Annotated in this window: 13 protein-coding genes and 1 pseudogene; 7 read left to right on the top strand and 7 right to left on the bottom strand. The window is 73.3% G+C overall.

Features of this window, described 5'->3' with window-relative positions; genetic code table 11:
• Position 1: 1 nt before the first annotated feature.
• Positions 2-928: a 1-phosphofructokinase family hexose kinase gene (locus tag GA0070215_RS10480; RefSeq protein ID WP_091044831.1), complete on the top strand. Its 927-nt coding sequence runs from the start codon at positions 2-4 to the stop codon at positions 926-928.
• Positions 918-1,748 carry a 5'/3'-nucleotidase SurE gene (gene surE / locus GA0070215_RS10475; RefSeq protein ID WP_091044828.1) on the top strand — a complete coding sequence of 277 codons (831 nt, stop codon included), beginning with the start codon at positions 918-920 and terminating at the stop codon, positions 1,746-1,748. The genes GA0070215_RS10480 and surE overlap by 11 nt, the downstream gene beginning before the upstream one ends.
• Positions 1,749-1,796: 48 nt before the next feature.
• Here the strand turns inward: surE and GA0070215_RS28980 are convergent, their stop codons facing one another.
• Both GA0070215_RS28980 and GA0070215_RS10460 read right to left on the bottom strand, forming a co-directional pair.
• Positions 1,797-3,116 (bottom strand): hypothetical protein, encoded by a 1,320-nt coding sequence (locus tag GA0070215_RS28980; RefSeq protein WP_244166943.1) that lies wholly within the window; start codon positions 3,114-3,116, stop codon positions 1,797-1,799.
• Between the two features lie 87 nt (positions 3,117-3,203).
• Positions 3,204-4,031, bottom strand: a complete 828-nt coding sequence (locus GA0070215_RS10460) for an alpha/beta fold hydrolase (RefSeq protein ID WP_091044587.1) — start codon at positions 4,029-4,031, stop codon at positions 3,204-3,206.
• A gap of 95 nt (positions 4,032-4,126) precedes the next feature.
• Here GA0070215_RS10460 and GA0070215_RS10455 point away from each other — a divergent pair, with 95 nt between their 5' ends.
• Complete coding sequence (locus tag GA0070215_RS10455) at positions 4,127-5,143, top strand: sigma-70 family RNA polymerase sigma factor (protein WP_091044584.1); 1,017 nt, start codon at positions 4,127-4,129, stop codon at positions 5,141-5,143.
• A 48-nt stretch (positions 5,144-5,191) separates the two neighbouring features.
• Here the strand turns inward: GA0070215_RS10455 and GA0070215_RS28975 are convergent.
• Positions 5,192-5,380, bottom strand: a pseudogene (locus GA0070215_RS28975) (hypothetical protein); the annotation flags it as partial.
• Positions 5,381-5,675: 295 nt separating this feature from the next.
• On the opposite strand from GA0070215_RS28975, the gene GA0070215_RS10445 reads away from it, so the two are divergent.
• The gene (locus tag GA0070215_RS10445) at positions 5,676-6,167 is read left to right on the top strand and encodes a winged helix family transcriptional regulator (RefSeq protein WP_091044581.1); all 492 of its coding nucleotides are present in this window, start codon (positions 5,676-5,678) and stop codon (positions 6,165-6,167) included.
• A gap of 189 nt (positions 6,168-6,356) precedes the next feature.
• Here GA0070215_RS10445 and GA0070215_RS10440 read toward each other — a convergent pair whose 3' ends face one another.
• Positions 6,357-10,748 (bottom strand): S8 family serine peptidase, encoded by a 4,392-nt coding sequence (locus GA0070215_RS10440; protein WP_091044577.1) that lies wholly within the window; start codon positions 10,746-10,748, stop codon positions 6,357-6,359.
• A gap of 260 nt (positions 10,749-11,008) precedes the next feature.
• Between GA0070215_RS10440 and GA0070215_RS10435 the strand changes: the two genes are divergently transcribed.
• The 3 genes from GA0070215_RS10435 to GA0070215_RS10425 all read left to right on the top strand — a co-directional run bounded on the left by GA0070215_RS10435 (position 11,009) and on the right by GA0070215_RS10425 (position 16,501).
• Entirely contained in the window at positions 11,009-11,560 is a 552-nt protein-coding gene (locus GA0070215_RS10435) for a winged helix-turn-helix domain-containing protein (RefSeq protein ID WP_091044574.1), read from the top strand.
• 21 nt (positions 11,561-11,581) lie between these two features.
• The gene (locus tag GA0070215_RS10430) at positions 11,582-13,027 is read left to right on the top strand and encodes a cryptochrome/photolyase family protein (RefSeq protein WP_244166942.1); all 1,446 of its coding nucleotides are present in this window, start codon (positions 11,582-11,584) and stop codon (positions 13,025-13,027) included.
• Between the two features lie 243 nt (positions 13,028-13,270).
• Positions 13,271-16,501 (top strand): Ig-like domain-containing protein, encoded by a 3,231-nt coding sequence (locus GA0070215_RS10425; RefSeq protein ID WP_091044568.1) that lies wholly within the window; start codon positions 13,271-13,273, stop codon positions 16,499-16,501.
• Between the two features lie 531 nt (positions 16,502-17,032).
• Here GA0070215_RS10425 and GA0070215_RS10415 read toward each other — a convergent pair.
• The 3 genes from GA0070215_RS10415 to GA0070215_RS10405 form a co-directional block, all read right to left on the bottom strand.
• On the bottom strand, positions 17,033-17,860 hold the full coding sequence (locus GA0070215_RS10415) for a DUF72 domain-containing protein (protein WP_091044825.1): 828 nt from the start codon (positions 17,858-17,860) through the stop codon (positions 17,033-17,035).
• A 325-nt stretch (positions 17,861-18,185) separates the two neighbouring features.
• On the bottom strand, positions 18,186-18,791 hold the full coding sequence (gene prfH, locus GA0070215_RS10410) for a peptide chain release factor H (RefSeq protein WP_091044565.1): 606 nt from the start codon (positions 18,789-18,791) through the stop codon (positions 18,186-18,188).
• Positions 18,788-19,936, bottom strand: a complete 1,149-nt coding sequence (locus tag GA0070215_RS10405) for an RNA ligase RtcB family protein (protein WP_091044561.1) — start codon at positions 19,934-19,936, stop codon at positions 18,788-18,790. Before GA0070215_RS10405 ends, prfH begins: the two co-directional genes overlap by 4 nt.
• Positions 19,937-19,952 lie beyond the last annotated feature (16 nt).

Here is a 19,952-nt window from a genome sequence, read left to right as displayed (position 1 = left end):
GATGGTGTTCGCCCCGGCCCCGCTGCTGACGGTGACCATCGAGCAGCAGGGCGAGGCGACCGAGTTGCATCTGCACCCGGGCGGGCAGGGGGTGTGGCAGACCCGGATGATCGCCGCGCTCGGCGTACCGGTGACCATGTGCGTGGGCCTCGGGGGCGAGGTGGGCGACGCGGTCCGCAAGCTGCTCGACGACGAGGACGTCACGGTCCGGGTGGTGCGTCGGGAATCCGGCACCGGCTGGTACGTGCACGACCGGCGCGACGGCGAGCGGACCGAGATCGCCGAGCACCCGGGCGCGCCGATGGTGCGGCACGACATCGACGAGCTGTACACGGTCGCGCTCACCGAAGGGCTGCGCGCCCCGGTCAGCGTGCTCAGCGGACCGGCCGACCCGTGCGTGGTGGACCCGGACATCTACCGCCGCCTCGCCGCCGACCTGAGCGCCAACGACGGGACGGTGGTGGCCGACCTGTCCGGGCCGTACCTGGAGGCGGTACTCGACGGCGGTGTGGCAGTGCTGAAGGTCAGCCACGAGGAGCTGCTCGACGACGGCCTGGCCAAGGACGACAGCGTGGCGGCGCTGCGCGACGCCGGCCGCCGATGCCAGGAACGCGGCGCGCGCACGGTGCTGATCAGCCGCGCCGGGGAGCCCGCGCTGGCGCTGCCGGAGGACGGCGAGCCGCTGCTCGTGCACGCCCCGCCGCTGGAGCTGGCCGACCATCGGGGCGCCGGTGACTCGATGACCGCCGGGGTGGCAGCGGTGCTGGCCCGAGGCGGTGACCTGCGGGAGGCGTTACACATCGGCGCTGCCGCCGGCGCGCTGAACGTGACCCGGCACGGGCTGGGCACCGGCCGGGCCGAGGCGGTGCGGGAACTGGCCGCCCGGGTCCGGCTGACCCCACTGGACGGTGGCGACGATGACAGCTGACCGGCCGCCCCGGATCCTGGTGACGAACGACGACGGCGTGCACGCTCCCGGCATCCGCGCGCTGGCCCGGGCCGCGTACGAGCGTGGAATGGACGTGGTGGTCGCGGCGCCGGAGGCCGAGGCGAGCGGGATGAGCGCGGCGCTGTCCGCGGTGACCGAGGACGGCCGGCTGGTGTTCCGCGGGACCGAGCTGGACGGGCTGCCCGGCGTGCCCGCGTACGCGGTGGCCGCCTCCCCGGCGTACATCGCGATCCTGGCCGGGCTCGGGGTGTTCGGGCCGGTACCGGACCTGCTGCTGTCCGGCATCAACCGGGGTGCCAACGCGGGCCACGCGGTCCTGCACTCCGGCACCGTCGGCGCGGCGCTGACCGCCGGCAACAACGGCATCCGCGCGCTCGCCGTGTCGCTCGACGTGCTCACCCCGGCGCAGGCGAGCGTCGGTAGCGGTGGCGCGGCGATCGCGGTGCTCGACAGCGTGGACGACGAGTCCCGCCACTGGTCGACGGCCGCCGAGCTGGCCGGGACGCTGCTGCCCTGGCTGGCCGGCGCGGACCCGGGAACGGTGCTCAACCTCAACGTGCCCAACCTGCCGGCCGATCAGGTGGCCGGGCTGCGCCAGGCGACCCTGGCGCCGTTCGGTCAGGTACAGGTGTCGGTCGCCGAGCGCGGTGAGGGCTTCGTGCGTACGGCGGTGGAGGAGAACGCGGTCCGCGCGGTCCCCGGCACCGACATCGCCTGGCTGGCCGACGGGTACGCGGCGGTGACCGCGGTCCGGGCGCTCGGGCACCTGCCCGAGGTGGAGTTGCCGGTCGACGGCTGAGGACGGGTCCGCCCCGCCACCGTCGCAGCGGTGGCGGGGCGGAGAGTGTCACTCGCCGGCGGCGCGCTTGCGGTCGGCCTCGGCGTCGGCGGCGCCGACCGGGGTGCCGTCGCTGTCCCGGTCGGCCCGGGACAGGTCCACGTCGGCGCCGGCCCGGGCGGCGTCCGCAGCCGCGTCGTCAGCGCCGACGACCTCGCCGCCGCCGGTTTCCTCGTCGTCGGGGACCAGCCGCCCGGCGGCGGCCAGCCCGATCGGTGCGTACCTGGGGTCGGTCATCTCGTCCTCCTCACCGGTGCTCCTGCTCTCGCGGTACCCCGGGACGGGGCGCGGCACACGCCGGCCGGCCGACAGCAGCAGCCCGGCGGCGGCCAGGATCACCCCGGCGCCGGCCGCGTATCCGCGTACCCGGGCACCCCGGTCGGGATGCCCAGATGAACGGTGATGCCGAGGATCCGGGACAACCCCCCACGGCAGCAGCGCCATCTGGTCGTTCCACACGGTCAGCGCGCGTTCCGCGCCGGCCCACGCGACCAGCCCGCCGAGCACCGCGAGTGGCATCCCGTCGGCGGCGAGTCCGCCGACGGTCCGCTCCAGGTACCTCTCCAGCGGCGGCGAGACCGCGAGCATGTCGGTGAGCAGGAAGACCCGCAGGCCCATCTCGTCGGCGTACCGGAAGACCGGGCCGAACGCCGCGACCATCGCTCGCGCCCGGTCGACGTGCGGGTCCCCGGCCGGGTAGACCGCGTTCCCGTCGCCCACCCCGGCGAACGTGACGTACTCCAGGAAGCCGGGCACCACGACGCCGTTGTAGCCCCGCGCGACCGCGTGGTCGACGAACTGCCGGAACTGCGTGTCGATGCGGGCCACCGCGGCGGTGTCCACCCACGGCGCCCGGGGCAGCAGCGCCGGGGTGACCACGTCGGCGTTCAGGCTGTAGTCGTCGCCGGCCGCGAACGCCGCCGGGTCCGCCTCACGGCCGACCGAGCCGGCGTCGGTCAACCGCAGCCCCAGCCTGGGCGTGACCGGCTGGCCCGCCTCCGCCGCCGGTAGCACCTCAGCGCCCGAACGGATCCGGTCGGCCAGCCGGTAGAGCCCGGCCGTGACGCCCGCGAGGTCGCCGGTGACGGTCAGCGCGGCCGGGCCGGCGTCGATCCGGTACGACTCGGCGGCGCCGCCGGGGCGCAGGTCCGCCCGCAACGTGGTCACCGTCGACAGGTCCGGTCCGTACCGCCGGTCCGCGGCCGGGCTGTTTCCGTCCGGGCCGGTTGGGGGCGGGGCGGGGCCGGGCCGGGCTGTGGTGGCGGGCGGCGTCCGAGGTGGCGTGACAGTGGGGCGGGGACGGCCCCGGGCGACGAGCGCATCGGCCACGGCCCTTGGACTTGTGGCGCCTGGAGTGTCCACCATGCCGCTCTGGCCTGGCGCCACAACTGCCTGATCGACGGAGGCGTGGTCCGGTCAGCGGTCCCGGTCGAGGAAGCCCAGTGTGACCGCGGCGAACAGCGGCGACCGGTCGATGTCGTAGTGGGTCAGGCCGGGCAGGACAGCCAGCGCGTGCCCACCCGCCGGCCGGCCCTCGCCCGCCCAGCCGCCGTCGCGCCGCCCGCCGTCGAGCAGCCCGAAAACCTCGACGAAGTGGCTCGGCGGGGCCATGTCCGCGTCCGCGGCCACGATGAGCGTCGGCACCCGCAGGGCACGGACCTGCTCGGTGAGGTCGAAGTCCTTCCGCATCGCCGCGCCGATCTTGTCGAGCAGCCGGGGGAAGTCCTCCGGACGCGGCGCGACCCGCTGGTACAGCTCGTACATCGGGGTGTCCTTCATGTACTCGGCCGCCGCGGCGCCGACCTGGCCCTGCTGCGCCAGCATCTCCGGGTACACCGCGTCGCGGCGGATGTGCGCGGACGCGGCGACCAGCCGGCCGACCTTGCCCGGGTGCCGGAAAGCGGTGTGCAGGGCGACGCCGCCGCCGAGGGAGTAACCGACCACGTCCGGCCGGTCCAGCCCGAGGTAGTCGATCAGCGCGGCGACGTCGTCGGCCATCAGCGCCATGTCGAGCGGCCGGTCCACGTCGGCGGTGCGGCCGTGCCCCTGCAGGTCCACCAGGATCACCTGGTGCTTCGCGGTGAGCGCGGGCAGGATCGGCGCGAACATCTCACCCGAGGTGAGACCGCCGTGCAGCAGGACCATCGGCCGGCCTTCGCCGTGCGTCTCGTAGTAGAGGTGGACGCCGTTGACGTCGGCGTACCGCCCCGGGGCGCGGGTCTCGTCGCGTTGTGCAGTGGTCATCGGTGCTCCTCGGACGTGGTGACCTGACCACTGTCGGACCGGGTGGGCGGGGCGGATTCATCGGTGCGGGCCCGGCGTACTCGCGTTCACGCAGCATGTGGGCTAGTTTCAGCCAGGTGAGCGAGGTGGCGAGCGTCCCCGTCGAGGCGCAACTCGAGGCGTACCGGTCGGAGCTGACCGGCTACTGCTACCGGATGCTGGGTTCGGCCTTCGAGGCCGAGGACGCGGTGCAGGACACGTTCGTCCGGGCCTGGCGCAACTTCGACAAGTTCGAGGGGCGGTCCGCGCTGCGCACCTGGCTCTACCGGATCGCGACGAACGTCTGCCTCACCATGTCCACCAGCGCCCAGCGGCGGATCCGGCCGATGGACCTCGGCCCGGCGGGCAGCGGCACCGCCACCCACCCCGGTGAGCCGCGACCGGAGCAGATCTGGCTCGGCCCGGCGCCCGACGACCGGGTGCTGCCCGAGGTCGCCGACCCGGCCGAGGTGGTCGCCGGCCGGGAGTCGGTCCGGCTGGCGTTCGTCGCGGCGTTGCAGCACCTGCCGCCGAAGCAGCGGGCTGTGCTGATCCTGCGCGAGGTGCTGGCCTGGTCGGCCCAGGAGGTCGCCGACCTGCTCGACACGTCGGTGGCGAGCGTCAACAGCGCGCTGCAACGGGCGCGCGCCACCCTCGCCTCGGCCGACACCGAGGCCGAGGTCCGCCGGCCGCTCGACAGCGAGCAGCAGGCACTGCTCGCCCGTTACGTGCGTGCCTTCGAGGCGTACGACCTGACGGCGCTCACCGCGCTGCTGCACGAGGACGCGACGCTGTCGATGCCGCCGCTGCCGCTGTGGCTGCGCGGCCCCGAGCACATCGCGGCGTGGATGTCCGGCACCGGTAGCGGCTGCCGCGGCTCCCGCCTGGTGCCGACCGCCGCCAACGGCATGCCCGCGTTCGGTCACTACCGGCGCGACCCGGACGGCTCAGGCCACGTGCCCTGGGCGCTGATCGTGGTCGGCGTCTCCGGCGGCCGGATCACCTCGCTCAACAACTTCCTCGACGTCGACCGCCTGTTCCCGCTGTTCGGGCTGCCGGACCGGCTCGAGGAGGGCTCCGGCCAGCCCGAGTAGGCCCGCGAGTTCGCGTAGGTCTTCGCCCGCGCCGCGTACCTCCAGCCGCCAGCCGAACCTCCGCGCGGTGAGGCGCATCCGCGCCAGCACCTCGACCGTGACCAGGTCGGGCGCGGTCACCGCGGACACGTCGCACACCACCACGCCCCGGTCGTGGCCGCGCAACGCCTCGGCCAGTTCGGCGCAGCGGGCCGCGATGTCCGCGCGGGTCGGCGTCCCGTCGGCCAGGCAGAGCATGTGGGTGATCACACGCATTGGACCGCCGTACGCCCCGGCTCTCATCGGTCCGCGCGCATCGGCGCATCGGCGCATCTCGCCTCGAACAACCGTGTTGCAACCAGTTACATCGACGTTAACTGCTATACCAATCATCGGTGCTCGGCTATATGATTCCGGTAGTTCACCCCGAAGCCTCACGAAACCGCAGCTCCCGCACCCCTCGGGTCGAACTCCGCAAGCCAGGTGCCTCCGCAACGTCGTGCCTGGCGACCGCCCGGCGTTGTGGTTCGGCCTGCCGGAAAGGTGGGAACGGATGACAGGGCTCCCGTCCTTGGTCATCGGCATCGCGTCCTCGTCGGCCGAGCGCCGGCAGCTCGCCCAACTGCTCGGCGGCACCGAGTCGTTCCTGATCGTCTCCAGTGCCCATCAGGCCCGCCGCTTCCTCGACCTGGTACGCCGGCCCGCGCTCGCCCCGGCGCCGCACCGGCCCTCCGCCGACGAGGTGCCGGCCGAGCCGTCCGCACGGGAACTGGCCGTCGACTCCGACCGGCGGGTGCTGCGCTGGCGGGAGCGGGAGATCGGGTTGACGCCGCTTGAGCACGACCTGCTCGTCTGCCTCACCGGTACGCCCGGCCAGGTGTGGACGTACGCCCGGCTGCACCGCGCCGTCTGGGGCAACGACCACCTCGGGCGGGGCTCGGACATGCATTCCGTGGTCCGTCGCCTCCGCCGCAAGCTGGGCCGTCTCGACGCCCCCGCCACCATCCACGCCGTAAGAGGCGTAGGCTTCCGCCTCACCCCGTAACCCCGCCCCGCCGCCCGCCCCGCCCCGCCCCGGCGATCTTGCAGTTCCGGCCCCCGGGACGCCCCTGTAGGAAAGGGCCCCGATGGGGGCCGTCTGATACCAAGATCTCGCCGGGAGCCGATCGACAAGAGTGGGACGGCCCGCCCGGTGCGTTCGCGCCGGGCGGGCCGCTCCTTGCCGCATGCTGCGTCAGCAGCGGGTGGGGGAGAGGGTGAAGTTCTCAACGGTGGGCGTGCTGCTGTTGATCCTCGTCTGGCGCGTCTGGGGCTTCCAGCCGTCCTTGGCGACGATCAACGTCAGTGGGTTGTTGCGCCGGTCCATCCAGTAGGCGTACCGGCCCTCGGCATCGGTGGTGAAGGTGTACGAGTTCGCCCAGGAGTCGACCTGCACCGTCACGCCCGCCAGTGGCGCGGTGACGCCCTGGCAGCTCCTGCCGGAGACCGTGCCGGACAGCTTGCCCCAGGTGGTCGGCGGCTGCGCGGTCATCGTCACCGCCACCGGCTCCACCGCGTACGGGGTGTTCTCCTTGATCACCACGGACGCGGAGTACGTACCGGGCTGGTCGACGTTCGCGGTCATGCCGACCGTGACTGTGACCTTCTCACCCGGCGCCAGCGTGACAGCCGACGTGTCGATTGTCAGCCAGCTCACGTCGGCCGAGCCCTCGGCGCACTCGCCGAAGCCGGGCAGGACCTCGCTGTCCTTGGTGGCCGTGAAGCCGCCCGACGAACCGCCGATCTTGTAGAACCCGCAGGCCGCGCCACCGCGGTAGCGGGGGGTGTTGGCGTTGGGCAGGTTGGCCCACGAGCCGGTCGCCGGGTCGAACGCGAAGCCGGCGTTGGTGATGGCGCCGCCCTGCGACCCGCCGACGACCAGGAGCTTGCCGTTCGCGACCGCGTACGACGCGGCCCAGCTGTCGGCCGGCGCGTCCGGGATGGCGGTCCAGGTGCCGGCGCCCGGGTCGAAGGCGTAACCGGCCTTCTGCGAGACCGTCCCGTCGTTGCCGCCGGTGCAGTAGACGGTGCCGTCGATCCCGCCGCAGGACAGGAACGCCACCGACCTCGGGTATGCCGGCAGCGTCTCCCAGGCGTCGGCGCCCGGGTCGTACCGGACCACCGAGTTGGCCATCGGCGTGCAGCTCGCGGTCGTGCAGCCGCCGATCGCGTACAGGTTGCCGCCCGCTACCGCCTGGCCGGCCGCCGCGCGCGGCGCCGGGTTGTCGGCCTTGCGGGTCCAGGTGTTCGCCGCCGGGTCGTACGAGAAGGTGGCGGCGTCCGGACCGGCGGCGCCCCAGCCACCGGTGGCGATGATCTTGCCGTCGATCACGCCGACGGTCATGGCGTTGCGCGCGCCGGGCAGGTCGGCGATGCCGGTCCACGCCTGGGTGATCGGGTCGTACCTGTAGTTCTTGGCGCTCGACGTGGTGCCGTCGCCACCGGCGATGGAGTAGACGGTGCCGTCGACGGTGACGACCCGGTTGTCCATCACGTTCGCCGGGTAGCCCGGGATGGTGGTCCAGGGGTCCGCCTGCGGTGCGGCGGCGGCGATCGCGTTCGACGACCTGCCCGACGAGCTGGCCGCGAACGACGTGGCGGCGGTCAGCCGCTGCACCGGTGCGCCGGTGGAGCCGAGCAGCGCCTGCTCGGACAGCTGGGAGCCGTCGGCCCGGTGCAGCACGAACCCGCCGTCGCGCTCACCGAACTCGGCGGTGACCGGGGCCCCGCCCGTGTTGGTCACCGTGAAGGTCTTGCTGACCTTGCCGCTCGGCATCCGGACCGTGCCGGTGATCGAGGTCGGCTTCACCGACAGCCGGCCGGCGGCGAGCTGGAAGTTGGCCGCGGTGGCCCAGTCCTCCTCGACCGTCACCTGCTTGGTCTGACCCACGTAGTTGCCGGCGCCGGCGGTGAACGGGTGCTTCCCGGTCAGCGACGAGAACATCCAGTAGAAGCCGTCGGGCAGCTCGGTGTCATCGGGCGTGGCGACGGTGGTTGCCTTCTCCGCCGGGCGGTCCTTGCTGGTCACCGTGGCGCCGTTGACGTAGCCCTTGTCGTTGGCGTCCCGGACGTGGCCGAGGACCAGGCCGCCCTGGACCGGCTGGCAGACGAGCCTGCTGCCGATGAGGACGTTGTCTACCTGCCACCACCATTCCCAGCTCGCCTCGTAGTAGTGGAACCGCACCCGCACCTGCGACTGGCCCGCCGCCTGCGGGATCGGCACCTCGGTCACCCGCGGGCCGCGGACGTCGGCCGCCTGCCGGAGCACGTTGCTCCACGTGGTGCCGCCGTCCAGGCTCAGGTCGACGTCCGCGCGGTCGCTGTTGAGCCAGTTGTAGTCCTGGTTGAACCGGATCACCGGCGCGGTCACGCCGGTCAGGTCGACCACCGGGCTGACCAGCGAGGTGTCCTGCCGCCCGCCGCTGCCGTAGTTGTCGCTGTCGATGATGGCGAAGTTGCCGCTGCCGCCGGTCAGGTTGCCGCGCTCACCGGCGTCGGTGAACTCCCAGTCCTGACCGGTACCGGCGTTGTCCTCGACGGTCCAGCCGTCCGGCACGCCGGTGCCGTCGAACGTCTCGTACTCGCCGTCGGAGCTGACGGTGTAGCCGGGGGCGGTCGTGCACGCCTCCGGGTTCGCCTCCACCGCGATGTCGGCGGTCACGTTGCCCGCGCCGACAGTGATCTCCTTGGTGGTGGTCAGGTAGCCCGCGTACCGCGGCTCGACGGTGAGCCGGTACGTGGTCCCGGACGGCAGCGACAGGCTGTAGCGGCCGGTCGACGGCGTGGTGTAGTCGGAGATCGGCGTTCCCTCGACGCTCACCTTCGCGTACAGCGGCCAGCCGTGCCCGGACCCGTCGGTGACCTGACCGCTGACCGTGACGCTCGGTACCGCGGTGAGCGCGACGTCCAGCGTGGTGGTCGTGTCCGCGGTGATCGTCGCCGACAGCGTGCGGGTCGCGTACCCGAACGCCGAGACGACCGCCTGGTAGTCACCGGCCGGCAGGAGCGAGGAGTACGTCCCGCCCGCGCCGGTGGTCAGCGTGCGGTCCGCCGCGCCGGTGAGGGTGACAGTCGCGCCGGCGATCCCGGCCCCGGTGGCGGCGTCGGTGACCTTGCCGGCGAGCGTGCCGTTGTCCCCGATCGGGGCGGCGGCGAGCAGCGCGAGCGCGTCCAGCCGGCCCTCGCCGTAGACGTTGTTGTCGTCGGTGGTGCCGCCGCACTGCGCGTCGGCCTTGTCGATCGCCGTGTCGTTGAGCAGCGCGCGGGTGGCCGTGACGTCGCCGACCAGGGTGGGCGCCGCCGACCAGAGCAGCGCGATCGCGCCGGCCAGGTGCGGTGCCGCCATCGAGGTGCCGCTGGCGCTGGCGTACGCGTTGTCCGGCACGCTGGAGCGCACGTTCACGCCCGGCGCCGAGATGTTCGGCTTGATCTCGCCGTTCTGCCCGGTGCCCCGGGACGAGAAGCTGGCGATGTTGTTGTTGACGTCGTACGCGCCGGCCGAGTAGTTGCTCGCCAGGCTGCCCGGTGAGCCGCTGGTCTGGCAGGACGGGCCGTTGTTGCCGTTGGACCAGACGCCGAAGATGCCGGACGCGGTCCACGCGTTCGTGACGTCCTCCATGAACGGCTCGTTGGACGGCGTCGTGGTGCCCCACGAGTTGTTGATGATGTTCGGCCGCTTGCTCGCGTCCGGGTTCTCCCCGTCGAGGTCGGTGGGCTCCAGCATCCACTGCCCGGAGGAGACCAGCGCGGCGTCGGACGGGCAGCACCCGTTCGCGGCGATCCACTTGACCTCGGGGGCGACACCGATCTGGTTGGCCCCGTCGGCGCCGGCCATGGTGCCCATGGTGTGCGTGCCGTGGCCGTCGGAGTCGCACGGCGCGGTGGCACAGTCGCCGGCCGCGTCGAACCAGTTGTAGTCGTGGTCGAAGGTGCCGTCACCGTTGTTGCCCCGGTAGGCGTCTACCAGCGCCGGGTGGTCGAACTGGACGCCGCTGTCGATGCTCGCCACCGTGATCCCGGCGCCCTTGACGCCGTACTGGGACCAGACGTCGTCGGCGTTGATGTTGGCGATGCCCCACTCCAGGGCGTTCGCCGACTTCTCGTCGGTGCCCGGGGTGGTCTCCGGCAGCTTGTACTCCACCGGTGCGTACAGGCCGTCCACCTCGGAGTGGGCGGCGAAGTCCTGTGCCAGGGCCAGTGAGCCGTCGGTGACCTTGATGGCGTTCGTCGCCCAGAAGGTCTGGTACTTCGTGCCCGAGCGGTCCAGCTCGGCGCGGATCTTCGACTGGCTGTCGGCGGCGGTCTTCTTCAGCGCCGCCGCGACGGCGGCGCCGCGCTCGTTCCAGTCCTTGATGGCGGCGGCCTTGCTCAGGTCCGCCCTGGCGCCGAAGTGGATCCAGAAGTCGCCCTCGCTCTTGCCCTGGAGCTGGCGGGTGAGTTCGGGGCGGATCTTGTCGCCGGCCGAAGCGCCCGTCTCGGCCTGCGCCGCCGTGCCGGTCGCGGCCAGTGCGGTGGCGGCGAGCACCAGGGCGGCACCCGCGCTCACCAGCCGCCGGGCCGGGCCCCATCTGTGTGGACGTCTCAGCATCGGTGCTGCCTCCTGTTTAGATGACCCGCGGATGATCGAGCCATGGCAGAAGGGCCAGGAGACGAACTCTCCCGACTGCTAGACCGGTGTGACAAGAACCCCCCAGGCCCCCTGGGCGCCGTGCGGGTCTGCGCCGGACGCCTGAGTGGACACTATGATCGACAGCAGGGAACGATCAATGACCGTACGTGAGCAACATGTCACCAACAGGTCCCCCGGATCGGGCGGCCTGTTGACAGTTTCTGTCACGGTGGGGCGCGGTGACGACTGACGGCACGAACGCGGCGGACTCCGGCACCGACCCGTCGGAGCGCCCCTTCTCGCTGGTCATCGGGGTGACGCCGTCCCCGGCCGAACGGCTGCGGCTGACCGAGCTGCTGGACGGCGTCGCGCCCCTCCTGATGGTTGCCGATCTGGACGAGCTGCGCGAGTTGATCACGGACGCGTCCGGCCCGGCCGGCGCGCCGGTTCCGCCCGTACCCCCGGCGAAGCCCGCGCCGGACGGCGCGCTGGTGATCGACGCGGCCCGGTCGACCGCCCGGTGGGGCAACCGGGAGACCGCCCTGACCCGCCTGGAGCGCGACCTGCTGACCTGCCTGACCGCCGAGCCGGTCCGGGTGTGGAGCTACGCCGAGCTGCACCACGCGGTCTGGCACGACGCACCGACGCACGGCCGGGCCGACGTGCAGTCACTGGTGAAGCGGTTGCGCCGTAAACTCGACGAGCTGGGCACCGGCGTCACCATCGCGGCGGTACGCGGCGTCGGCCTGCGGCTCACCGACCACCGCCACCCCAGGGTGCGCGGCGGCTGACCGCACGTCCACTGTGAAGGGATGGCATTGGCACCCTGGCGCTGGCTCCTGGCGGATCAGGTCGGACCGCACTTCCTCGACGACGACACGCAGCCCGTCCTGCTGGTGGAGGCCCGGTCGCTGTTCGCCGCCCGCCCGATGCACCGGCAGAAGGCACACCTGGTCCTGTCCGCGCTGCGGCACCGCGCCGCCGAACTCGGCGACCGGGCGCGGCTGGTGCGGGCCGGCACGTTCCGCGCCGCGCTCACCGGGCTGGGCGAGCCGGTCGAGGTGGTGCACCCGGCGTCCCGGGCAGCGCTGGCGTTCGCCCGCACCGTGGACGGGCTGACCGTGCTGCCGCCGCGCGGATTCGTCACCGACCGCGCCGAGTTCGCCGCCTGGGCCCACCGGCGGCGCGGCCGGCTGCGGATGGACGACTTCTACCGGTACGCCCGCGAGCGTCACGACGTGCTGCGGGACCTGCCCGCGCCCGCCCGCCGTCCCCGCGCCCGGACACCTGTCGACGTGCCGCCGCCCCCGCCGATCGTCGAGGACGACATCGACGCGCAGGTCCGGCGGGACCTGGACCGCTGGGCGGACGAGGGGACCCGGTTCACCGGCCGGGACGGGCCGCGCCGTCACCCGGCCACGCACGCCGAGGCGCAGGCCCGCCTCACGCACTTCCTGACCCACCGGCTGCCCGCGTACGCCGACACCCACGACCTGCTCCGCGACGGCGACCGGCAGCTCGCGTACAGCGCGCTGTCGTCGGCGTTCAACAGCGGCCTGCTCGACCCGGAACCGGCGATCCGGGCCGCCGAGCGTGCCGCCCGGGACGGCGCCGCGCCACCCGCGGCGGTGCACCGGTTCGTGCGTGGCCTGTTCGGCTGGCGCGAGTTCCTGTGGCAGCTCTACTGGTACTTCGCGCCGCAGTTCCGGGGCGCCGGCTGGCTCGCCGCCACCCAGCCGCTGCCGGAGTGGTTCGACCGGCTCGACGCCGACGCGGTGGAGGCCCGCTGCCTGGCCGACGTGCTCGCGGGCGTCCGGGACACCGGCTGGGCGCACCACACCGCGCGGTTGACCGTGCTCGGCAACTACGGCCTGCAACGCGGCTGGCGTCCCGCCGACCTGGCCGACTGGTTCCGGCGCAGCTTCGTCGACGGCGCGGACTGGGTCATGAACGCGACAGTCATCGGCATGAGCCAGTACGCCGACCTGGCCCGCGTCGACACCCGGCCGTGGGCGTTCGACGGAACGCACGTGGACCGGATCAGCGACCACTGCGCCGGCTGCCGGTACGAGCCCGGCGTGGCGCTCGGCGACACGGCGTGCCCGTACACCGGTGGTTTCGAGGCGTTCTGGCACCGCAACCGGGAGCGGCTCGCGGCCGACCCGAGGCTGTCGGCGGCGCTCGCCGGGCGCGACGACCCGAAGCGGCGCGACGCGGTGCTGGCGCAGGAGGACAAGCGCGGCAGCGAGGCGCCCTGACACCCGCCGGGACGGCGGTGTCCCGGACCGGCCGGCACGCACGGGCCGGACGGTGACAGCCGGTGATCCGATCGGCGGAGCCGCACCGCCGGTGTGGCCGAAATTGATGGCGACCGGTCGATTACCGGTGCGGCGCGTATCGCGAGAAGTCTTTGCCTCCTACGGTGGCGTCCGGCACGCGGACGGAGGGGACTCGGGAATCACCCGAGGGGGCCGTCCCGGCGGACAGGGAGAGTTGTCTCGATGCGAGTTTGGCTTCGCGCGGTGGCGGCCGTCGCCGCCGGCGCGACAGTGGTGGCGGGAGTGCCGGCGGTGGCCGCCACCGTCACCGTGCGGGAGGCCGGTGTGGCCGGCCTCACCGGCGCACAGGCGACGGGAAGCAGCGCCGCGCTCGGCGCCGCGCGTACCACCGCGACCCGTGCGCTGGTGACCCCCGGGGACACCCGGCTGATGCCGACCACGCCCCGCACCGACACGCCGCGGATCACCAACGGCGAGATCACCGACATCGAGGTGATCGGCAACCGGGTCTTCATCGCCGGCACGTTCACCTCGATCGCCAACGTCGGCGGATCCGCGATCGCGCAGCGGTCCCTGGCGTCGTACAACCTGGACACCGGCAAGGTGGACACCGGGTTCAAGCCGGTCATCGACGGCGCGGTCGCCGCGGTGGAGGCGTCGCCGGACGGCTCGTCGCTCTACATCGCCGGCTCGTTCAACACGATCAACGGCGTCACCAAGCGCAAGATCGCCCGGCTGAGCCCGGCCACCGGCGCGCCGGTCGCCGCGTTCACCGCCACCGCCAACGCGCGGGCCACCGCGCTCGCCGTGAGCGGCAACGCCGTCTACGTCGGCGGCCAGTTCGCCACCGTCAACGGGGTCGGCCGCAGTGGCCTGGCCGCGCTCAATCCCACCACCGGCGCCGTCGACACCGGATTCAACCTGCCGGTCACCGGCGGCATCGGCGTCGGCGGCATGCTCACCGTGCAGCAGCTCAAGCTCACCCACGACCGCAGCAAGCTGCTCGTCGTGCACACCGGCCGCCAGATCGGCGGCCAGGACCGCTACGGCGTGGCGCTCATCGGTACGGCGAGCAAGGCGCTGCTGCCGTGGCGTACCCGGCTGTGGGAGGACAACCTCTCCTTCGTCGGCGGCATCCAGCGCGTCTTCGCCGGTGACATCGCGCCGGACGACTCGTACTTCGTGGTCACCAGCGGCTCCGGCGGCGACCGCCCGCCGATCAACGACACCGCCATCGCGTACCCGCTGACCGGAAACGACCACGTCGAGCCGCTCTGGATCTCCCGGCACTTCGACAGCATCTACTCGGTCGCGATCACCGACACCGCCGTCTACGTCGGCGGGCACTTCAGCTGGCAGGAGTCGCCCACCTCGAACGTGCCGTGGCCCGGCCTGGACAACGTCGGCTACGGCACCGGCCAGGGGCTCAGCGGCTACGGCCTGGGCGACCAGGTGGTTCGCCGCGACCACCTCGGCGCGCTGGACCCGCTCACCGGCACCGCGCTGGAGTGGAACCCCGGCTCCAACTCGTACGAGGGCGAGAAGGCGATGCTCGCCACCTCGCGCGGCCTGCTCGTCGGCGGTGACGGCAACGTCAAGGGCGGCAAGACCACCGGCCGGGTCGCCTTCTTCGACCTCTCCAAGCAGCCCGCGCCCGCGGCGCTGGACACCACCGTCACCACGCCGATCGAAGGCGCTGTGAAACCGGCCGGCGAGTCGTTCACGATCAGCGGCCAGGCGCTCGCCCCGGCCGGCGTGGCCCGCGTCCAGCTGGAGATCCAGGACCGCAACAGCGGCAGGTACCTCCAGGCCGACCTGACCACCTGGGGCGCGTTCAAGGCGATCAACACGACGGTGGCCGCGCCGAACGCCACCTCCACCACGTGGAGCCTGCCGGTGACGCTGCCGGCCGGCGTCTACCAGTTGCAGGCGAAGACGTTCGACAGCAAGGGAGCCGGCGACACCACCAAGGCGGTCAAGAAGATCGAGGCGTTCCGCTTCGACGACCTGCCGCCGTCGACCCGGATCAGCGCGCCGTCGGCCGGCCTGCTCGCCACCCAGACGTTCGTGGCCTCCGGCACCGCCACCGACGACAAGGGCGTCAACTCGCTGATCTACTCGTTCCGCACGCCCGACAACCGGTACCTCCAGGACGACGGCACCGTCGCCGCCGTCTACAACACCTTCCGCGGCGAGCCGGACGTGATCGGCGCGACGTCCGCCACCTGGCAGTACGAGGTCACGCTGCCGGTCGAGGGACAGTGGAGGATGACCGCCACCGCCGTCGACACGACCGGGCAGAGCGACCTGCGCGGCGACACCCGCGACTGGACCGTCTCGGCCAACGGCGTACCGCCGACCGTGGCGATCACCTCGCCGGCGGCGATGACCCCGCCGGGCAACGCCGTGCCGTTCACCGTCGCGCCCGGCGGCGCGGTCACGTTCGCCGGGACGGCTAACGACGACGACGCCCTGAAGTCGGTCGAGATCTACCTGCGCAACAACACCACCCGCGAGGCGCTCGCCAGCGACGGCACGTGGGGCGCCGACTCGGTCGCCGGCTACCACCGGATCTCCCCGATCAACCTCGACGCCGCGACGTTCGACTGGTCGTTCACCACGGTGCCGCTCACCCCCGGCGTCTACGACTTCCGGGTACGGGCCACCGACAAGCTCGGCCTGACCACGTCCAGCACCAACATGGGCCGGCTCACCGTCACCGCCCAGGTACCGGGTGACGCCTTCCCGAACGGGCTGCTCAGCTTCACCGGCACCAACCAGGACATCGACCAGCTGCACCTGGACCTGGCCGGCACCGCCACCGACGACAAGGGAGTCCAGGCGGTCCGGATCGCGCTGCGCGACCTGGACACCGGCCGGTACGTGCAGCCCGACGGCACCATGGCCGCCGCGTTCGCCACGGTCGACGCGACGCTCGCCGCGCCCGGCGCGACCAGCACCGCGTTCACGCTCCCGATCGACCTGCCCACCCGGGGCACGTACAACGTCGAGGCGTGGGCCGTGGACACCGCGGGTCAGCAGGACAACTCGACCAGCGGCGCCACCGCCCGCTACCTGGTCTACCCCGGCGACACCGACCCGACGCTGGAGCCGAGCATCACGCCGGTCGAGGGTCAGGCGTACACCGGCGGCCGGATCGTGATCACCGGCCGGGCCGTCGACGACGGCGGGATGCAGAAGGTCGAGGTGCAGATCGGCAACAGCGCCGGGCAGGGCATGAACTCGGCCGGCACCTTCGGCCGCGCGGGCGCGCCGACCAGCTGGCCGTGGATCGGCACGTTCCTCACCAGCCCGGGCTCGCCGGGGTCGAACTTCGCGTACACGTCACCGGTGGTCCCGGCCGGTACGTACACGGTGACGATCCGCGGCATGGACAACCGGGGGCAGTACCAGCAGCCGCCCCGTACCGTCACGGTGACCGTCACCGACTGACCGAACGGCCGCGCGGGCCGGTCCGCGCCGGGGCTCCCGGCGCCGGGCCGGCCCGTGCCCGTCTCAGGGACGGACCGTGGACGTCCCCGCCGGCCGCCACGACGACACCGGCGAACTCGTGCCCCGGTACGTGCGGCGGGCGGATGTCCGGGTCGTGGCCCTACCAGCCGTGCCAGTCACTGCGGCACAGACCGGTCGCGCCGACGCGGACGACCACGCCGTCCGGCGCCGGCACACACCCCCGCCCGCCCCGCCCCTGCCCCGCCCTCGCCCGCTCTCCGCGATCTTGCACTGCGGCCCGGCAAGTGCCGGGAATATCCCGTCTGCCCGGGCCGAAAGTGCAATATCGCCGCTGTCCGGGTCGTCCGCTCGCCCCCGGATGGGTCGCGTCTGCGGGTGCGCCGGGGGACATGGCCGACGGCGGTCGCTGTCGGACACGTCGTTGACCAGGAAGTCGGAGGTCAGGTGACCGTCCGGCGCGTCGCCCGGCGACCAGTCCGACCGTCACACGCGGTCGAACCCGCACTGGGCTCAGAACAGCGTGGCCGGGCCGACCGGCTCCGGCTCGGGTAGTGGCGCGAGCCCGGGAACCCGCTCGCGGACCTGGTCGTGGAAGCGGCGGGCCAGCTCGGGCGCGTCCGCGTTGTCCGGCGTGTGCACGAACACGATCGGCGAGCGGCCCTCCCGCAGCCAGCCGGTGACCACGTCCAGCCACGGCTGCCAGCCCTCGACGGTGCGGCCGGGGTCGTCCCGGCCGAGGTAGCGCACGATCGGCCGGTCGGTCAGCGCCCGGGTACGCAGCGGCAGGCGCGGTTTGCGCGTCCACGCCTCCCGCTCCGCGTCGCTGGTCGGCGGCGTCCGGAAGAACGCGGTGGTGTCGAACGGGATCCACTCCGCGCCGGCCCGGTGCAGCGTCGCCTCCAGCTCGCGGACCGCACCGGCCTCGGTGAAGAAGGCGGGGTGGCGGACCTCGACGGCGTACCTGTGACCGGCGGGCAGCGTGCGCAGGAACCGGTCGAGGCCGGGCACGTCACCGGGGCCGAACGAGCCGGGCAACTGGATCCAGAGCGTGTCCGCCCGCGGACCGAGCGGCTCCATGGCGTGCAGGAACGCCCGCAGTTCCGGCTCGCCGCCGGCGAGCCGGCGTTCGTGGGTGACCACCTTCGGCAGTTTCGGCAGGAAACGGAAGCCGGGATCGGTCTGCTCGGCCCAGGACGCCACCGTCTCCCGGGCCGGGGTCGCGTAGAACGTCGTGTTGCCCTCCACGGCGTCGCACCACGCGGCGTACGCGCGTAGCCGCTCGTGGGCGGGCAGCGGATGCGGCAGGAATCGGCCGGACCAGGACTTGTGCGTCCACATGGCGCAGCCGACGTGCAGGCGCACCCCGGTCACCGGTAGGGCCGGAACGTCGACCCGCCGACCACGGCGCGGAAGCGCTGGCTCCGTCGCATCCGTCCTCCTCACGCGTCGCACCTCGGCGGTCCCGGGCGCCGCGCCCACGGTAGCCGGGCCGGTCACCGGCGGCGGATTGGGGCGGGACCGCCGGGGCAAGAGCAGGCCGGAGGTGGTGACGATGGCCGACGCGCCGGGCCTGCGGCGGTGCCAGGTGGTGCTGCGGGTGTACGCCGACCCGACCGTCCACCCGTACTGCGTCTTCGTCGGGTGAGGGCCGGTCGGGCCCGATCTACGGCCGCTCCACCCGTACCGGGTCGCCGCGGACCAGCTCGTCGTGGATCCGCCGGCGGGCGTCGACACCCGCGCGCCGGGCCGCCTCGTCGTCGGCGGCGATCCGCTGCCGCAGCAGCTCGACGGCGATACGGCGATTGAGGTGCAGGTACCGTTCGGTGTCGACCACGACGGTCCGGCCCGACGGGCGGTGCATGGCCCGGACGGCGGTGCTGGCCTTGTTGCGGTGCTGGCCGCCCGGCCCGCCGGTGCGGCACGGCACGAAATCGACGTCGGCCTCGTGGAACGGCGTGATCATCACGTCGGTCCGGCACGTCCGCGCGGTGACGTACCAGTTCTTCCGTCCGTGCCCCGTCCGGTACGGGCTGGGTGCCTGCCAGCAGAGCGTGCCGGTCCACCCGGCCGCGAACGGCTCCGCCCCCGCACCGGTGATCCGGACCAGCACCGACCGGTAGGTGCCGGCCCGGTCGCCGGGCACCGTCTCGACCCGTTCGGTACGCAGGCCCCGCCGGGCCGCCGCACTCTCCAGGCGGGCCAGCAGCCGGGCCAGCGCCCACGCGCACTCGGCCGGTCCGCGCCCGGCGGACAGCAGCAGCTCGGTCACCGGCGGTCCTTCCGGCGCTCGTCGCGGCGGCCCACGTCCGGCGTCTTGTAGGTGACCAGCGGAACCGTGGTGGCGATCGGCGTAGCGAGGTCGTGCGCCACCAGATCGCCGATCACCTGCTCGATGCGCTTGTACGCGGTGGGCGCCTCCTCGAACAGCAACTGCCGGTCGCCGCACACCACGACCGAGCCCACAGGCGTCCGGCGCAGCTCCTCGACCGTGTGCTTGGCCCGGCCGCGGCGCAGCGCGTCGGCGCGGGACATCTTGCGCCCGGCGCCGTGCGCCACCGAGTAGCCGGCATCCGGCCCGGCGTGCGCCGTCACCAGGTAGGAGGGTGTGCCACGGGTGCCGGCGATCAGCACGTCCCGGCCGTCGCCCGGTGCCGCGCCCTTGCGGTGCAGGTAGCGCCCGTCGCGGATCTCGACCAGGTTGTGGCACTGGTCGACGACCGGCTCGGTGGGTTCGGCACCGAGCGCGTACGCGACGCGTGCGGCCAGCAGCCGCCGGTTGAGCGAACCCCACCGCACGGCCGCGTCGTGCCGGGCCAGGTAGGCGTCCGGGTCGGGCGCGGGACCGGCGCCGTGCGTCCCGGTGTGCTCGCGCAGGATCCGCTCGCCCAGGCCGCGTGACCCGGAGTGCACCACGAGCACCAGGTCACCGACGTCCAGCCCGAGCCGTGCGGCGTGCTCCGGCGCGAGGACCGGCCCGACGCGGGCCAGCTCGACGAAGTGGTTGCCGCGCCCGACCGTGCCGAGCCCGTCGAGGTGACCGGCCGGGATCTCGCCGTCCAGCACCGACCAGGCCGGGTCGTCGGCGTCCGGGTCGAGCGCCCGGTCCAGGTCGGGGAACCGGGCGGCGAGCCGTTCCGGTACGACCCGGCGCAGCGCGATCGGGAACACCGCGATGCCGCACCCGATGTCGGAGCCGACCAGGAACGGGTAGAGCACGGTGGAGGACATCGCGGCGCCGATCGGCGCGCCCTTGCCGGGGTGCAGGTCCGGCATCGCGGCGACGTGCGCCATGCCGTCCAGGGCGGCGACCTGGTGGCACTGGTCGAGCGCGGCGGACTCGATCCAGCTGCCGGGGGAGGAGAAGACGGAGACGGTGGCGGGCACGACGGCCCGCCCGGAGGGGTACGCGGACACAGACGCTCGTTTCTGC

The organism is Micromonospora marina, assembly GCF_900091565.1.
In the GTDB taxonomy this organism is placed as follows: Bacteria; Actinomycetota; Actinomycetes; order Mycobacteriales; family Micromonosporaceae; genus Micromonospora; species Micromonospora marina.
This window is presented reverse-complemented; position numbering and strand designations above follow the sequence as displayed.

What these genes read in the sequence shown, in the direction of transcription:
- GA0070215_RS10445 (WP_091044581.1), top strand. Translation starts at nt 5,676, where the DNA reads ATGACAGGGCTCCCGTCCTTGGTCATCGGCATCGCGTCCTCGTCGGCC.
- GA0070215_RS10480 (WP_091044831.1), top strand. Translation starts at nt 2, where the DNA reads ATGGTGTTCGCCCCGGCCCCGCTGCTGACGGTGACCATCGAGCAGCAG.
- GA0070215_RS10415 (WP_091044825.1), bottom strand. Translation starts at nt 17,860, where the DNA reads ATGTGGACGCACAAGTCCTGGTCCGGCCGATTCCTGCCGCATCCGCTG.
- GA0070215_RS10455 (WP_091044584.1), top strand. Translation starts at nt 4,127, where the DNA reads ATGTGGGCTAGTTTCAGCCAGGTGAGCGAGGTGGCGAGCGTCCCCGTC.
- GA0070215_RS10430 (WP_244166942.1), top strand. Translation starts at nt 11,582, where the DNA reads ATGGCATTGGCACCCTGGCGCTGGCTCCTGGCGGATCAGGTCGGACCG.
- GA0070215_RS10425 (WP_091044568.1), top strand. Translation starts at nt 13,271, where the DNA reads ATGCGAGTTTGGCTTCGCGCGGTGGCGGCCGTCGCCGCCGGCGCGACA.
- GA0070215_RS10440 (WP_091044577.1), bottom strand. Translation starts at nt 10,748, where the DNA reads ATGCTGAGACGTCCACACAGATGGGGCCCGGCCCGGCGGCTGGTGAGC.
- GA0070215_RS10460 (WP_091044587.1), bottom strand. Translation starts at nt 4,031, where the DNA reads ATGACCACTGCACAACGCGACGAGACCCGCGCCCCGGGGCGGTACGCC.
- surE (WP_091044828.1), top strand. Translation starts at nt 918, where the DNA reads ATGACAGCTGACCGGCCGCCCCGGATCCTGGTGACGAACGACGACGGC.